This window comes from Streptomyces sp. XY006, assembly GCF_002237655.1.
Taxonomy (GTDB): domain Bacteria; phylum Actinomycetota; class Actinomycetes; order Streptomycetales; family Streptomycetaceae; genus Streptomyces; species Streptomyces levis.
Window position 1 is genome coordinate 231,718 of record NZ_NOKT01000011.1, and the last position, 14,458, is coordinate 246,175.

Here is a 14,458-nt window from a genome sequence, read left to right on the forward strand (position 1 = left end):
GGTCAGCTCCGGTTGGGCTGGAGAGCGGCGAGCGCCCGGTCGGCGTGCGCGTTCATCCGCAGCTCGCTGCGGATGACGTCCAGGACGGTGAAGTCCTGCGCTATGACGAACGTGGTGCGCTTGGTGGGGGCCAGGGAGAAGCCGCGCTTCACACCGAACCGTTCCCGGACCGTGCCGTCGGCGTCGGAGAGCAGCGGCATGCCGAGGGCGTGCCGTCCGGCGAACTCGCGCTGCCGTTCGACGGCGTCGCCGCTGATGCCGACGGGCCGCGCGCCGGCGGCGGCGAACTCGGCGGCGAGGTCGCGGAAGTGGCAGGCCTGGGCGGTGCAGCCGGCGGTGAGGGCGGCCGGGTAGAAGAAGAGCACGACCGGCCCTTCGGCGAGCAGTGCGGACAGGCTGCGTTCGGTGCCGGTCTCGTCGGGCAGGGTGAAGTCGTCGACCTTGTCCCCGGCCTCCACGCGCGCGCTCACGACCGGCCCTGCGCGTTCCGGGCGACACCGCGCGCCCAGAGCACCAGGGGCACCTGCAGGGGCAGCCGGCCGAAGGCGGCGGCCTTCTGCGGGGTGGGGCGGTGGCGCCAGTCGGCGGCCATCTTCGCGTTGGCGGGGAACACGCCGACGAAGAACGCGGCCGTGGCCAGCGCGGCCGTCCTGCGGGTCCGGGGCAGCGCGAGACCGGCGGCCAGGGCGAGTTCCACGGCGCCGCTGGCGTAGGTCCAGGTCCGGGGCTTGCCCGGCAGAGCGTCCGGGACGATCGCGTCGAAGGGGCGCGGGGCGGCGAAGTGGGCGACGCCCGCGGTGGCCAGCAGGCCGGCGAGCAGCAGGGGCGAGCGGTCGGACCGGGGCACGGTTCCTCCTTGGGGGGCCTGCCGCGCGATATTACTGGACGGTAGTCAGGTCAGTCGCCCCGCCCCCGCGAACGCCGGTGATGGGTGCCGGGCGTGTAGCCGAACGAGCGGCGGAAGACATCGATGAACGCGCTGGCGGAGGACCAGCCGCAACGGTGGGCGACGGTGGTGACGGGCAGGCCGTCGGCCAGCATCCGCAGGGCGTGGTAGAGCCGCGACTGGGTGCGCCACTGCGGGAAGGTCATGCCGAACTCGGCGCGGAAGAGGCGGCTGAGGGTGCGCTCCCCGGCCCCGGTGGCGGCACCGAGCGCGGCGAGAGTGCGCGCGTCGGCCGGGTCGGCGTGCACGAGCGCGCAGACGGCGGCGAGCCGGGGGTCGGTGGGGGTGGGCAGCCGCAGCGGCAGCTGGGGCGAGAGGCGCAACTGGTCGCACAGCACGGCCCGCAGCCGCCGCCGCTCTGGGCTGTCGTCGCCGGGGTCCCGGGTGTAGGCGAGGATCAGCTCGCGCAGCAGGGGGCTGACGGCGAGGACGGCCGGGTGGTCCAGCCCGAGGGGGTTGTCGCGTGCGGGCAGGCCCACCAGGTGCAGGTCGAGACGGCCGTGGGCGCGGTGGGCGTGCACGGTACCGGCCGGCACCCACAGGGCGCGGGTGCCGGGGGCGAACCAGGTGCCGGCCTCGGTGCTGACCTCCACGACTCCGGAGCCCGCGTAGACGATCTGGTGGTCGTCGTGCCGGTGGGCGTCCATGCGGTCGCCGGCCATGAGCCGCTGGGCCCGGGTCGGCGCCGTCGGGGTGTGGCGGATGTTCGGCACAGTCCGGCAGATTATCGGAAGCGGGCCAGGCGGCGCGCGGACGACGATTCCCGGGTGACCACCTCACCCCTGAGCCCCGGCCGCGGCCGGCGCCACCCCCGCCGACCGACCCGACCCGTCGCCCGGATGTCCGTCGGGCACGCCTGCGTGGACGTCTACCAGGGGGCCGTGGCGGCCCTGGTGCCGTACTTCGTCGCCGAGCGCGCCTACTCCTACGCCGCCGCGTCGGGTGTCGTCCTGGCGGCGTCCCTGCTGTCGTCCCTCGTGCAGCCGCTGTTCGGGGTGCTCACCGACCGGTGGGCGATGCCGTGGCTGCTGCCGCTGAGCGCGCTGACGGCCGGCGCGGGCGTCGCGCTGAGCGGGGTGACCGGCTCCTACCCGCTGACGCTGGCGGTGGTCGCGCTGTCGGGCCTGGGCGTGGCGGCCTACCATCCGGAGGCCGCCCGGTTGGCACGGGTGGTGGCGGGCGGCCGGCACACGGGGATGAGCTGGTTCTCCTTCGGCGGCAACGCCGGTTTCGCCCTGGCGCCCCTGCTGGTCTTCGCCGTCATGGCGGCGGGCGGCCTGCCCGCCTCTCCCCTGCTGGCGATCCCGGCCGTGCTCGGCGCCGTGCTGTGCGCGACGGCGGTGCGCTCGGCCGGCTCCGGCATCAGGGGTGCGGGTCTGCCGGTGGCCGCGGGCCGGGACGACTGGGCGTCCTTCCTGCGGCTGTCGGGGGCCGTGGTCTGCCGGTCGGTGGTGTTCGTGGGCCTCGGGGCGTTCGTCTCGCTGTACGTGCGGCAGCGCACCGGCGGCGGGGAGGCGGCCGGTACGGCGGCGCTGTTCGTCCTCTACGCCGGAGGCGCGGTGGGGACGCTCGCCGGGGGCAGGCTGGCCGAGCGGTACGGGCGGCTGGCCGTGGTCCGAAGGTCGTACGCCCTGACGGTCCCGGCCGTGGCCGGGCTGGTCCTGGTGCCCGGGCCGGCGGTGTACCTGTTCGCCGCGCTGACGTCCGCGGGCCTGTACGTGCCGTTCTCGCTGCACCTCACCCTGGGCCAGGACTTCCTGCCCCGGCGGACGGGCACCGCGAGCGGGGTGACGCTGGGCCTGACGGTGAGCGTGGGCGGTCTCGCGGCGCCCGCGATCGGGGCGCTGGCCGACGCGACCTCCCTGCGGACGGCGCTGCTGCCGTTGATCGCCCTGCCCGCGGTGGGAGGGCTGCTGCTGTGCGGGCTGCGCGAACCCGCCGCCCCGGGAGCCGTGGCCGCGCAGCGGACGGACCCCCGTGACCCGGCGCCACGGTGACGGAGGCCGGAGCCGACCTCGGCTCACACCGTAGTCGGCTCACACCGAACGCGCCTCACACCACAGTCGGCTCACACCACAGTCGGCTCACACCGAAGCCGCCTCACTCCGGTCGGGGGCTCGTCCCGGCCGGCCGCGGCTCCGGCTCCTCCTCCACCGCGTGTGCCAGGAAGTCGTCCACCATGCGGTGGAACAGCGTGGCGAGGTGCCGCAGCTCCTCGGGCGACCAGTCCGACAGGGCCACCTGCATGCCGCGCACGCCGGCCTCACGGACCTTGGTGATGGCCTGCCGGCCGGCGTCGGTGAGTTCGATGCGCTGGGCGCGGCGGTCGTCCGGGTCGGGGACGCGGGTGACGTATCCGGACTTCTGCAACTGCTGCACCGTGCGCGTGACGTGCGAGGCCTCCACGCCCAGCCGTGCCGCGAGCTCCCCCGGCCGCAGCGGCTCGGAGTCGGCGACCTGCCGCAGCAGCGCCACCGCGGCCCGGTCCAGCGGGACGCCCGCCAGGGCCATCAGCCGGTCGTGCTGACGGGCACGCGTGCTGAGGTAGGTGATCCTGGTCAGCGCGCGCTCGATCTCGACGACTTCGGCCGACGGACGGTCGGGCAGCGGTGGTGTGGGCATACGCCCGACTTTACCATCTCGTTGCCTAACTCAAGTAAATGGGGCGCCGGTCCTCGCCGCCGGGACGCGCCGCTTCGGTCAGCGCCGTTCAGGGGAAAGACGCGCCATCCGGGCGTGACCCCGCCCCGGTCCGTCGAGAACTCAACGCGTGGACCTGCCGCTGATCCCGCCCATGCTCGCCACGTCCGGCTCCCTGCCGCCCGCCGCGCAGGACACCCGCTGGGCCTACGAGACCAAGCAGGACGGCCAGCGCGTGGTGGCGTACCTCCCCGGTGACGGCACTGTGCTGCTGCGGGCCCGCTCGGGGGACGAGATCACCGCCGCCTACCCGGAGCTGGGCCCGCTGGGCACCGCCCTCGGGGCCACGCCCGCCGTGCTGGACGGCGAGATCCTGGCCCTGGACGCCCAGGGCCGTGCGAACTTCCAGTTGCTGCAGTCCCGGATGGGCCTGGCCCACGCCCCGGCGAGGGCCGCGCGACGGGCGGCGGAGGTGCCGGTCCATCTCGTGCTGTTCGACGTGATGCACCTGGCCGGCCGGTCACTGCTCCGGCTCCCCTACGCGCGGCGCCGCGCGGCACTGGAGGACCTCGGCCTGGCCGGGCCCTCCTGGTCGACCCCGGCAGCGATCGTCGGCCACGGCGCGGAGGCCCTGCGCGCCACCCGGGAGCACGGCATGGAGGGCCTGGTCTGCAAGCGGCTGGACTCGGTGTACGAGCCGGGCGTGCGCTCCCGGGCCTGGATCAAGATCCGCAACATGCTCACCGAGGACGTCCTGGTCGGCGGCTGGCAGCCGGGCAAGGGCCGGCTCACCGGGCTGCCGGGCGCGGTGCTGGTCGGGCAGCGCGCCGCGGGACGGCTGCGCTACGTCGGCAGCGTGGGCACCGGCTGGAGCGAGGCCGAGCGCACCGAGCTGGCCGGGCTGCTGGCGGCCGCCGCGACGGACGCCTGCCCCTTCGACCCGGCCCCGCGCGCCCCGGGCGCGCACTGGGTCGTCCCCCGGCTGGTCGGCGAGGTCCGCTACAGCACCCGCACCCGGGAGGGGCTGCTGCGCCAGCCGTCCTGGCTGCGGCTGCGGCCGGACCTCGCACCCGAGGAGGCCGCGGCAGACATCCCGGACGACCTGGTCTGAACCGGCGCTCCGGGCGCCAACTATTGGGCTGCGATTCACCGTTGGGACCTCCCGCCCCTCTTGGCATGGACGCGTTCAGCCTGGAAGCTGAACCTCCCTTTCCCCCACAGCCGTTGGGCTGCGCCCAAGAGGAGGACGCAGTGTCGTCACGCCCGTTCGCATCGCGCAGGAGATGGCTCACCGGGGCAGCCGGTGCCGCCGTCCTGGTCCTCGCCTTCCCCGCCACGGCCTTCGCCGCCCCGCCGCCGGCCCTGCCCGCCAACGCGGAGGCGCTGGAGCGGACCTACCAGCCCGCCTACGACTACGACACCGACGGCTGCTACTCCTCGGCCGCGATCGGCCCCGACGGGGCCGTCAACGGCGGGCTCAACCCGACCGGCGCCCTGAACGGCAACTGCCGGGACGCCTCCGACCTGGACAACACCAACGGCTACTCGCGCTACAAGTGCAACAACGGCTGGTGCGCGATCCTGTACGCCCTGTACTTCGAGAAGGACCAGGCCCTGCCGGGCAGCAGCATCGGCGGCCACCGGCACGACTTCGAGCACGTCGCCGTGTGGGTGCAGGACAACCAGGTCAAGTACGTCTCGACGTCCAACCACGGCTCGTTCACCGTGCACGCCGCGTCCTCGGTCCGCTTCGAGGGCACGCACCCGAAGATCGTGTACCACAAGGACGGCATCAGCACGCACTGCTTCCGGGCGGCCAACTCCAACGACGAGCCGCCGGAGAACCACAAGGGCACCTGGCAGTACCCGCCGCTGGTCGGCTGGAACGGCTATCCGGCCGGTGTGCGCGACAAGCTCACGTCGTACAACTTCGGCAGCGCCAACTTCGGCCTGAAGGACGCGAGTTTCGCGAGCCATCTGGCCTCGGCCAAGCCGTCGGGCATCGCCTTCGACCCGAACGCCTGATCCCGCCCCGCCCGGCCGGGGGCCAAGCTCCCCCGGCCGGGTCCGGTACCCGCCCCGCGTCCGATTGGCCGCCCCGGACGGCGCCGTGGCGTCCCCGTGTCCGTAGGGGAGCCGAGCGAGCCGCTCGCCCCGAACTGACGCTCGCCGGCGGGCGGGTGGGGGAGGTACGGCACGGACTCACCCGCATGAGGGTCTATCGTGTCGGCATGTCCGTCCCCGAACTGATCCGCATCGTCTCCCGCGACTCCCCCATGGCCCTGGCTCAGGTGGAGCGCGTCCGGACCGAGCTGGCCGCCGCCCATCCCGGAGTGCGCACCGAGGTCGTCCCGGTGAAGACCACCGGCGACAAGTGGCTGGGTGATCTGTCCCAGGTCGAGGGCAAGGGCGCGTTCACCAAGGAGGTCGACGCGGCGCTGCTGGCCGGCGAGGCCGACCTCGCCGTGCACTGCGTGAAGGACGTCCCCGCCGACCGGCCGCTCCCGGCGGGCACGGTGTTCGCCGCGTTCCTCAAGCGGGACGACATCCGCGACGCCCTGATCCACCCCGGCGGGCTGACCCTGGACGAGCTGCCGGCCGGGACCCGGATCGGCACCTCGTCGGTGCGCCGGGTCGCGCAACTGGCCGCCACGCACCCGCATCTGGAGTGCGTGCCGTTCCGGGGCAACGCCAACCGGCGGCTGGCGAAGCTGGCGGCGGGAGAGGCCGACGCCCTGCTGCTCGCCGTCTCCGGGCTGGAGCGCATCGGACGGACGGACGTCATCAGCGAGATCCTCTCGACCGAGACGATGATGCCGCCCATCGGCGCGGGCGTGCTGGCGCTGCAGTGCCGCGAGGACGACGCCGACCTGATCGACGCGGTCAGCGGTCTGGGCGACCCGGACACCTACCGGGAGACCACCGCCGAGCGCATGTTCCTGCATGTGCTGCAGGGGCACTGCAACAGCCCGATCGCCGGGTTCGCGCGGGTGGACCGCGGCGGTGAACTCTCCCTGCGGGCCTGCGTGTTCACCCCGGACGGCAAGACCCGGCTGAACGCCCACGAGTGGGCGGGCCGGCTCGATCCGGCCACGCTCGGCACCTCGGTCGCCGTGGCCCTGCTGCGTCAGGGCGCCCGCGAGATCATCGACGGCATCCCGCACTGATCTCCGCGGCGCCCGGCCGCTGACGCCGGATCAGGCGGTGCCTTCCTCCGCCTGGTCCCGCAGGAACACGCTCACCTGGTGCGCCAGGCTGTCCCGCACCGCGCCCTGCTGGGCCTCCGCGGTCCCCGCGGGACCGCCGATGGAGCCCGACCACAGCCGCCGGCCGGTCCACTCGTCCTCGACCCGCAGCTGGACCTGGACGTCCACCAGCCCCAGGGAGGCCTCGGGACCGGCGGCGTACAGCACGGCGGTGACCCGGCGCAGCGGATAGACGTCGAAGCCCTCGATGAACTGGGAGTTGCGCCAGTCGAGGAAGGCACTCTCGCCGTCGGGACCGACCCGGACGTCGATCTGACCGTCCTCCAGATGGATGCCGAGATGCCGGCTGCCCCGGTTCTCGACCGTGACGCGCAGACTGAAATACGTCAGCCCGTCGGCGGCGTCGTCCCGGCCGCGGGGCGGCTCGGACAGTTCCAGACGGTGGACGCGGACGCGCAGGCCGGCATGTTCGTCGTACTCCTGCCAGTCCCCGACCACGTTCGGCTCGTACACACTGCACCTCTCGACCTCTGGAAGCTGCTTCCTATCTGTGGTCTCAGCGCACTGTCAAATGAGCAGAATGCGCTGTGGCCAGGCAGTTCATCCCATTTGATCGGTGATCAAGCCGTGCCCAGCGGTTATCCGGAAACAAACGGAGAAAGCGCTTGCCCGGGCGTGCCGCACATCACTTCCAGGAGTGAAGATCACCGGGCCGGCCGGCCCGGATCTCCGGGTCCGGCCGAGGGGGGCGCGGAGGTTTCCGGTCGCCTCGACGGCGCCAAGGAGTCTCGAATGCCGTATTGTCGGAATTGATTCTTATGTCACTGCCCAGGGATGGGGAGTGAAGTGCTTCGGACAGGAGGCACGTCCGTGGGAGCCGGCCTGCCGGGCCCCGGGTGCCCCGTGAGGTCCGCGTCCGCGCCTCCCATGGTGACCGTCCCTTCCGCACCTGCTCAGGGAGGTGCGCACCATGCGTATCGCCGGCAGCACCCGAACGCACCCCCACGACGACGCACCCGACACCGCCGAGGCCTTCGCCCGCCTCGTGCGGCTGCCCGACGGGCCCGAGCGCAAGGCACTGCGCGACGAGCTGGTCGAGGCCTGGCTCCCGATGGCCGAACGGATCGCCGTCCGCTTCCGCGGCCGCGGCGAGGCCCTGGAGGACCTCTACCAGGTCGCGGCCCTCGGTCTGGTCAAGGCCGTCGACCACTACGACCCGGCGCGCGGCAACGCCTTCGAGGCCTACGCCGTGCCGACGGTCACCGGCGAGATCAAACGCCACTTCCGCGACCACATGTGGACCCTGCACGTCCCGCGCCGGGTCCAGGACCTGCGCAACCGGGTGCGGCACGCCGTCAAGGAACTGTCCCAGACCACCTCCGGCCGCTCCCCCACGGTCGCCGAGATCGCCGAGTACGCCCAGCTCACCGAGGGCGAGGTGCGCACCGGCATGGAGGCGCTGGAGTGCTTCTCCGCACTGTCGCTGGAGGCGGAGATGCCCGGCACCGACGGCTACGCCCTCGGGGACGCGATCGGCGGGCCCGACCCGGCCTTCGACACCGTCGTCAACCGCGTGGCCGTCAAGCCCTGCCTGCAGGCGCTGCCGGAGCGTGAGCGGGTCATCCTCTACCTGCGGTTCTTCAAGGGCATGACCCAGAGCCGCATCGCCGAGCAGCTCGGGATCTCGCAGATGCACGTCTCCCGGCTGCTCAGCAGCTGCTTCGCCCATCTGCGCGAGGAGCTGCTCGCCGAGAACCGCTGAGGGGGTGACCGGGTGGGCCGGTGCCGCCGGGGGTCATGCCTCCGGCGGCGTTCCCGGCGCCTGGGGCGCCCCCGGGATCTGGGTCGGTCCGGCGCGGTCCAGGGCGTCCTCCAGCGCGGCCCGTATCTCCTCGGGCATCAGGCCGGTGCGGCCCCAGACGAGGATCAGCTCCGCGACGTTGCGCAGCTTGATGTTGGTGTGCTGGGAGACCTCCTTCAGCACGTCCCACCCCCGGTCGGGCGAGACCCGGCCGAGCGCCACGATCATCCCGATCGCCTGGTCGACGACAGCGTGCGAGACGACCGCCTCCTTCAGCTGCTGGACCTCCTCCTGCAGTGCGAGGATCCGCTCCGAGCCCCCGTCCGTGGGCATGGTCACCTCCCGGTCCGGTGTGCCGCTGTCCCGTCGGCCTCACAGAGTGCTTGAGTGCCATGACGCAGTGTCCGACCCCTCCATGGTCGTCACTCGGCCCGCCCGGTGCCACCGGGGCGGAGCAGCCGGTTCCGGACACCGTTTCGGCACTGTCGCCGGGGTACTCGGCAGGCGCCCACCGCGGTTCCGGTTGGACACTGGTGTCATTCCTCCGGTGGCTGCCAGGCGACGAGATCAGGACGCGACTGCCATGAACCACGACATGCCCACCTCCTCCGGCACCAAGGACGTGCTCTCCTCGCACTCCGTGTTCGGGGCACCCTGCTGGGTGAGTCTGACCAGCCGCGACGTCCAGGCGACCGAGGAGTTCTACGGGGCCGTGCTGGGCTGGCAGTGGCGGCCCGCCAAGCTCGGGGACCGGTTCCGGATCGCACTGGTGGACGGCTCTCCGGTGGCCGGCATCGCCGGGGTGGCGACCATGTGGCAGATGGCGGTGGCGTGGACGCCCTACTTCGCCGTGCGCAGCGCGGACGAGGCGGTGGCCCGGGTGCAGGAGCGCATGGGCACGACCGCCGTCGGCCCGATCTCGCTGCCGCCGGGCCGGGCGGCCCTGCTCGCCGACCGGGACGGGGCCACCTTCGGGATCTGGGAGGGCGACCTGTTCACCGACTGGGAGACCTGGCGCAACGCACAGCCGGCCTTCATCACGCTGCACACCCGGGACGCCTTCGACGCGGCCATCTTCTACGGCGAGGTCCTCGACTGGGCCTCGGGGCGTCCCGGCTGCTGCGAGGTCCACTACGAGGGCGGCGAGGTCGTGCTGCGCAGCCGCGGTGACGTGGTGGCGCGGATCGAGTCGGGCGCGCTGGAGACGGCCCCCGATCCGACGATCAGACCGCACTGGCAGGTCCACTTCACCGTCGACGACGTGGAGGCCTGCGCCCGGGCCGCGGAACTGCACGGCGGCAGCGTGCTGTCCAAGGGCGGTGACGAGGCGGTGCTGCGCGACCACGACGGCGCCCAGTTCACCGTGACGGCACGCCGCGACGGCTGATCCCGCGCGAGCCGGGAAGGCCCGGCAGCCGAGGAGGGGGCCCCGCGCACCGGGCGGTGCGCGGGGCCCTCTCATGTTCCTGGGCTGCCGGGCCGGTCGTCAGCCGGTCGGGCCTCCGCCCGTGGCCCGGGACGGACGGGACAGCAGGACCAGGCTGCGGGCCCCGACGGTCAGGCCGGTGCCCGCCTTGTGCTCCGACTCGTCGGGCGTGCCCCCGGGGTCGGCGGTGTCGATCAGGGCCGTCCAGCGTTCGCCGTAGGCGGCGTCCGGGAGGCGGAAGTCGACCGGCTCCCAGTGGCTGTTGAGCAGCAGCAGGAAGGAGTCGTCGACCACCGGGCGCCCGCGCGGGTCGGGTTCGGCGATGGCGTCGCCGTTGAGGAAGACGCCGACGGAGTGCGCGTCGCCGCGCTGCCAGTCGTCGTCGGTCATCTCGGAGGCGTCCGGCGCCAGCCACACCAGGTCGGGCAGCGGCTGGTCGGCGCGGGTGAGGGTCTCCCCGAGGAAGAAGCGGCGCCGGCGCAGCACGGGGTGGCCGGTGCGCAGCCGGATGACGTACCGGGTGAACTCCAGCAGGTCGCGCTGTTCCTCGGTGAGCCGCCAGTCGACCCAGGAGATCTCGTTGTCCTGGCAGTAGGCGTTGTTGTTGCCGCCCTGGGTGCGCCCGAGTTCGTCGCCGTGGCAGAGCATCGGGATGCCCTGGGACAGCAGGAGCGTGGCGAGGAAGTTGCGCTGCTGGCGGCCGCGCAGTTCGAGGACGGCCGGGTCGCGGGTCGGGCCCTCGGCGCCGCAGTTCCAGGACCGGTTGGTGCTCTCGCCGTCCTGGTTGTCCTCGCCGTTGTCCTCGTTGTGCTTGTCGTTGTAGGAGACCAGGTCGCGCAGCGTGAAGCCGTCGTGCGCGGTGACGAAGTTGACGCTGGCGCGCGGGCGGCGCCGGCTGTGCTGGTACAGGTCGGAGGATCCGGTCAGCCGGGAGGCGAACTCGCCGAGCGTGTGGTCCTCGCCGCGCCAGAAGTCCCGGACCGCGTCGCGGTACATGCCGTTCCACTCCGACCACAGCGGCGGGAAGTTGCCCACCTGGTAGCCGCCCTCGCCGACGTCCCACGGCTCGGCGATCAGCTTGACGCGGCTGATCACCGGGTCCTGCTGGATGAGGTCGAAGAACGCCGACAGCCGGTCCACCTCGTGGAACTGCCGGGCCAGGGTGGCCGCCAGGTCGAAGCGGAAGCCGTCGACGTGCATCTCGGTGACCCAGTACCGCAGCGAGTCCATGATCAGCTGCAGCACGTAGGGGTGGCGCATCAGCAGGCTGTTGCCGGTGCCGGTGGTGTCGTAGTAGTGCTCCCAGTCACCGTCGACCAGGCGGTAGTACGAGGAGTTGTCGATGCCGCGGAAGGACAGCGTGGGGCCCAGTTCGTTGCCCTCGGCGGTGTGGTTGTAGACCACGTCGAGGATCACTTCGAGCCCGGCCGCGTGCAGGGTCTTCACCATCTGCTTGAACTCGGTGACCTGCTGGCCCCTGGTGCCGTGGGCGGCGTAGCCGTTGTGCGGCGCGAAGAAGCCGATGGTGTTGTAGCCCCAGTAGTTCGCCAGGCCCCGGTCGTGCAGGATGCCGTCGTGGACGAACTGGTGGACCGGCATCAGTTCCACCGCCGTGACGCCCAGCGAGGTGAGGTGCTCGATCACGGCGGGATGGGCCAGCCCGGCGTAGGTGCCGCGCAGTTCCCCGGGCACCTCGGGGTGGGTGCGGGTCAGGCCCTTGACGTGCGCCTCGTAGATCACCGTGTCGGCGTAGGCCCGGCACGGCCGGCTGTCGTCGCCCCAGTCGAAGGCGGGGTCGGTCACCACGCCCAGCATGGTGTGCCCGGCGCTGTCGGCCGGGTCGGGGCCGTCCGGGTTGCGCTCGTAGAGCGAGGGGTGGTTGTCGATCTGCCCGTCCACCGCCTGGGCGTACGGGTCCAGCAGCAGCTTGGCCGGGTTGCAGCGGTGGCCCGCGGCCGGGGCCCACGGCCCGTGCACGCGGTAGCCGTAGCGCTGGCCGGGGCCCACGCCGGGCAGGTACCCGTGCCAGACGAAGCCGTCGACCTCGTTCAGCGGCACTCGGGTGTGGGTGCCGTCGTCGTCGACGAGGACCAGCTCGACCCGTTCGGCGACCTCGCTGAAGAGCGCGAAGTTGGTGCCCTCTCCGTCGTAGGCCGCACCCAGCGGGTAGGGGCGCCCGCTCCACGCGGACACCCCTTTCCGTGTCTGCCGCCGGGTCACCGGGCGTCCTCCAGGACCTCGTCCGGAAGGACCGCGGGGGCGGCCAGCTGGGTGATGCGCACTTCCCGGGGCACGTCGAGGCCTTCGCTCTCCTGCGGGGCGGGCGCGGTCGGCACCAGCGGGACGCGCTCGCCGGCCCGGGCGCGCTGCGAGAACCAGATGACCTTGCTGCCGGTCTCGGTGGCGCAGCAGCCCCAGCCGTCGCTCATGGCGGCGAGGTGCTCCAGGCAGCCGCGCAGCTCCTGGTCCGGGCGCAGCGCCCGGTCGTTGTCCCCGATGGCGGTGATCAGGTGCTGCCCGTTCCACCACATCTCGATCGACGTCTTCTTGTCCGTGGCGTGTTCGTCGATGGCCTTGAGCAGCATCTCGGCACCGCCGCAGACGGGCTGGACCAGGTTGTCCAGATCCCAGAACTTCAGGTGAGCGGCCAGAATACGGCTGACCTGTCCCACCCGGTCCGGGCTGACTTCCACGTCGAGGTGGTAGTAGCAGGGCACTGCGGTCTTCATCGGTCGGCTCCTCACCGCGAAGCTCAGCTCCTCCTCGTTCCCGCGGTCCTGCGGGACGAGCCCCGAACACGGAACGTGAGCGCGTATCGCTTCTGAGTCACCCTCAGCCTGAGGGTGCTAGCCCGTTCGTGCAACACGAGCGCACCTTTGAGTCGGCTGAGCCCACAAGTGAGCGGGCGGGGATGCCCTGAACAGCGCAGCGGAACCGCCACTGGTTGAAGCTCCAACAAGACGCTGCGTCGTCGCGCGTGCACCATGTGTGAAGAACTCGATCGCCGTTACGGGTCCGTGCCGCTGTGCGCACGGCACGCCGTCCGACCGTCGGGAGACCGTGCCCCTCGAGCCCGAAAGGTGATCGGCGCCATGCTGCTACCCGCCAAAGCCGAAGTCGCCCGGCAGTTGCGGCGTTACCGGGCCTGGGAACGCGTGATGCTCGCGGCGCCCGACGACCGCACGGTACGGGCCACGTTCGAGGACTCGGGCTACACCCTGTGCGTGCTGATGGGCAAGCGCTGTGCGCGGGAGGCGGCGGACGCGGCCGAGCGGTACCTGCGCGCGCACCAGGCCGCCCCCGTCCAGGAGCTGACCGAACGGTCCCGTCCGGCCGCCGCGGTGGGACGAAGACCGCAGGCCGTCGAGTGCCGCACGCCGGCGGTCGAGCGGCGTTCCCCGGCGGGAAGGTGACAGCCTTCCCGCACAGCTGTCCCCCGACCGGGCCCCGGCCCGGCTGTCGAGCACGGTGGAGGTGAGGACCATGAGCAAGACCCGGCCCATCGGCCGTATCCCGGTACGGGACGTCCGGCCTGCGGTGGAGAACGGCAACCGGCCTGCCAAGGCGGTCGTGGGCGAGACGTTCCAGGTCACCGCCACCGTGTTCCGGGAGGGGCACGACGCGGTCGCCGCCAATGTCGTCCTGAAGGACCCCGAGGGCCGCCCGGGACCGTGGACGCCCATGCGCGAGCTCGCCCCCGGCAGCGACCGCTGGGGTGCCGAGGTCACCGCGGGCACCGAGGGCCGCTGGACGTACCGCGTGGAGGCCTGGAGCGACCCGGTGGCCACCTGGCGCCACACGGCGGGGATAAAGGTTCCGGCGGGCATCGACCCGGGCCTGGTCCTGGAGGAGGGTGCCGACCTCCACGAGCGGGCGGCGGCCGGCGTGCCGAAGGACGCCGGCCGCAAGGTGCTGCTCGGCGCGGCGCGCACCCTGCGCGACGACACGCTTCCCCCGGCCGCGCGACTGGCGGCGGCGCTGACGCCCGAGGTCGACGCGGTGCTGGACCGCTACCCGCTGCGGGACCTGGTCACCACCTCCGAACCGCTGCCGCTTCTCGTCGAGCGGGAGCGGGCGTTGTACGGGTCCTGGTACGAGTTCTTCCCGCGTTCGGAGGGCACCCCGGAGCAGCCGCACGGGACGTTCCGGACCGCCGCGCGGCGGTTGCCGGCGATCGCGGCGATGGGCTTCGACGTGGTGTACCTGCCGCCGATCCATCCGATCGGCACGACGTTCCGCAAGGGCAGGAACAACACCCTGAGCCCCGGCCCTGACGATGTGGGGGTGCCCTGGGCGATCGGTTCGCCCGAGGGCGGCCACGACGCCGTCCACCCCGAGCTGGGGACCCTGGAGGACTTCACCTGGTTCGTGCGGCAGGCCCGCGGGCTGGGCATGGAGATCGCCCTGGACTTCGCCCTGCAGTGCTCCCCGGACCACCC

At 72.8% G+C, this 14,458-nt stretch carries 16 protein-coding genes; 8 read left to right on the forward strand and 8 right to left on the reverse strand.

Going from position 1 to position 14,458, the window contains the following annotated elements; genetic code table 11:
• Positions 1–2 precede the first annotated feature (2 nt).
• Genes CHR28_RS15285 through CHR28_RS15295 form a run of 3 tightly spaced genes read right to left on the reverse strand, consistent with a single transcriptional unit; the run spans position 3 to position 1,659 of the window.
• Positions 3–470, reverse strand: coding sequence for a peroxiredoxin (locus CHR28_RS15285; RefSeq protein WP_094054165.1), 468 nt, complete (start codon positions 468–470; stop codon positions 3–5).
• Entirely contained in the window at positions 467–847 is a 381-nt protein-coding gene (locus CHR28_RS15290) for a DoxX family protein (protein ID WP_094054166.1), read from the reverse strand. The genes CHR28_RS15285 and CHR28_RS15290 overlap by 4 nt, the downstream gene beginning before the upstream one ends.
• A 50-nt stretch (positions 848–897) precedes the next feature.
• Positions 898–1,659 carry an AraC family transcriptional regulator gene (locus CHR28_RS15295; protein ID WP_094054167.1) on the reverse strand — a complete coding sequence of 254 codons (762 nt, stop codon included), beginning with the start codon at positions 1,657–1,659 and terminating at the stop codon, positions 898–900.
• A gap of 126 nt (positions 1,660–1,785) precedes the next feature.
• Here CHR28_RS15295 and CHR28_RS15300 point away from each other — a divergent pair, with 126 nt between their 5' ends.
• A complete protein-coding gene (locus CHR28_RS15300; RefSeq protein ID WP_094054168.1) occupies positions 1,786–2,943 on the forward strand; it encodes an MFS transporter in 1,158 nt (385 codons plus the stop codon).
• A gap of 103 nt (positions 2,944–3,046) precedes the next feature.
• Here CHR28_RS15300 and CHR28_RS15305 read toward each other — a convergent pair whose 3' ends face one another.
• A complete protein-coding gene (locus CHR28_RS15305; RefSeq protein WP_094054169.1) occupies positions 3,047–3,568 on the reverse strand; it encodes a MarR family winged helix-turn-helix transcriptional regulator in 522 nt (173 codons plus the stop codon).
• A 148-nt stretch (positions 3,569–3,716) separates the two neighbouring features.
• On the opposite strand from CHR28_RS15305, the gene ligD reads away from it, so the two are divergent.
• The 3 genes from ligD to hemC all read left to right on the forward strand — a co-directional run bounded on the left by ligD (position 3,717) and on the right by hemC (position 6,753).
• Positions 3,717–4,697: a non-homologous end-joining DNA ligase gene (ligD, locus tag CHR28_RS15310; RefSeq protein WP_094054170.1), complete on the forward strand. Its 981-nt coding sequence runs from the start codon at positions 3,717–3,719 to the stop codon at positions 4,695–4,697.
• Positions 4,698–4,837: 140 nt separating this feature from the next.
• The gene (locus tag CHR28_RS15315) at positions 4,838–5,611 is read left to right on the forward strand and encodes an NPP1 family protein (RefSeq protein WP_256984259.1); all 774 of its coding nucleotides are present in this window, start codon (positions 4,838–4,840) and stop codon (positions 5,609–5,611) included.
• Positions 5,612–5,817: 206 nt separating this feature from the next.
• A complete protein-coding gene (gene hemC / locus CHR28_RS15320) occupies positions 5,818–6,753 on the forward strand; it encodes a hydroxymethylbilane synthase (protein ID WP_094054172.1) in 936 nt (311 codons plus the stop codon).
• A 30-nt stretch (positions 6,754–6,783) separates the two neighbouring features.
• Here hemC and CHR28_RS15325 read toward each other — a convergent pair whose 3' ends face one another.
• The gene (locus CHR28_RS15325) at positions 6,784–7,305 is read right to left on the reverse strand and encodes a hypothetical protein (protein WP_094054173.1); all 522 of its coding nucleotides are present in this window, start codon (positions 7,303–7,305) and stop codon (positions 6,784–6,786) included.
• 457 nt (positions 7,306–7,762) lie between these two features.
• On the opposite strand from CHR28_RS15325, the gene CHR28_RS15330 reads away from it, so the two are divergent.
• Complete coding sequence (locus CHR28_RS15330) at positions 7,763–8,554, forward strand: RNA polymerase sigma factor SigF (RefSeq protein WP_094054174.1); 792 nt, start codon at positions 7,763–7,765, stop codon at positions 8,552–8,554.
• A 33-nt stretch (positions 8,555–8,587) separates the two neighbouring features.
• Here the strand turns inward: CHR28_RS15330 and CHR28_RS15335 are convergent, their stop codons facing one another.
• Positions 8,588–8,926, reverse strand: a complete 339-nt coding sequence (locus CHR28_RS15335) for an ANTAR domain-containing protein (protein ID WP_094054175.1) — start codon at positions 8,924–8,926, stop codon at positions 8,588–8,590.
• A 250-nt stretch (positions 8,927–9,176) separates the two neighbouring features.
• On the opposite strand from CHR28_RS15335, the gene CHR28_RS15340 reads away from it, so the two are divergent.
• Positions 9,177–9,980 carry a VOC family protein gene (locus tag CHR28_RS15340; RefSeq protein WP_179272449.1) on the forward strand — a complete coding sequence of 268 codons (804 nt, stop codon included), beginning with the start codon at positions 9,177–9,179 and terminating at the stop codon, positions 9,978–9,980.
• Between the two features lie 99 nt (positions 9,981–10,079).
• Here CHR28_RS15340 and glgX read toward each other — a convergent pair whose 3' ends face one another.
• Positions 10,080–12,239 carry a glycogen debranching protein GlgX gene (gene glgX, locus CHR28_RS15345; protein ID WP_094054177.1) on the reverse strand — a complete coding sequence of 720 codons (2,160 nt, stop codon included), beginning with the start codon at positions 12,237–12,239 and terminating at the stop codon, positions 10,080–10,082.
• Positions 12,236–12,748, reverse strand: a complete 513-nt coding sequence (locus tag CHR28_RS15350) for a pep a2 (RefSeq protein WP_094054178.1) — start codon at positions 12,746–12,748, stop codon at positions 12,236–12,238. The genes glgX and CHR28_RS15350 overlap by 4 nt, the downstream gene beginning before the upstream one ends.
• Positions 12,749–13,111: 363 nt before the next feature.
• On the opposite strand from CHR28_RS15350, the gene CHR28_RS15355 reads away from it, so the two are divergent.
• Positions 13,112–13,432 (forward strand): DUF5133 domain-containing protein, encoded by a 321-nt coding sequence (locus CHR28_RS15355; protein ID WP_094054179.1) that lies wholly within the window; start codon positions 13,112–13,114, stop codon positions 13,430–13,432.
• A gap of 70 nt (positions 13,433–13,502) precedes the next feature.
• The coding region (locus CHR28_RS15360; RefSeq protein ID WP_143655841.1) for a maltotransferase domain-containing protein at positions 13,503–14,458 on the forward strand (956 nt) is incomplete at its 3' end.

Coding starts and splice junctions, on each gene's coding strand:
- hemC (WP_094054172.1), top strand. CDS start 5,818: ATGTCCGTCCCCGAACTGATCCGCATCGTCTCCCGCGACTCCCCCATG.
- CHR28_RS15355 (WP_094054179.1), top strand. CDS start 13,112: ATGCTGCTACCCGCCAAAGCCGAAGTCGCCCGGCAGTTGCGGCGTTAC.
- CHR28_RS15340 (WP_179272449.1), top strand. CDS start 9,177: ATGAACCACGACATGCCCACCTCCTCCGGCACCAAGGACGTGCTCTCC.
- CHR28_RS15305 (WP_094054169.1), bottom strand. CDS start 3,568: ATGCCCACACCACCGCTGCCCGACCGTCCGTCGGCCGAAGTCGTCGAG.
- CHR28_RS15335 (WP_094054175.1), bottom strand. CDS start 8,926: ATGCCCACGGACGGGGGCTCGGAGCGGATCCTCGCACTGCAGGAGGAG.
- CHR28_RS15300 (WP_094054168.1), top strand. CDS start 1,786: ATGTCCGTCGGGCACGCCTGCGTGGACGTCTACCAGGGGGCCGTGGCG.
- CHR28_RS15330 (WP_094054174.1), top strand. CDS start 7,763: ATGCGTATCGCCGGCAGCACCCGAACGCACCCCCACGACGACGCACCC.
- CHR28_RS15350 (WP_094054178.1), bottom strand. CDS start 12,748: ATGAAGACCGCAGTGCCCTGCTACTACCACCTCGACGTGGAAGTCAGC.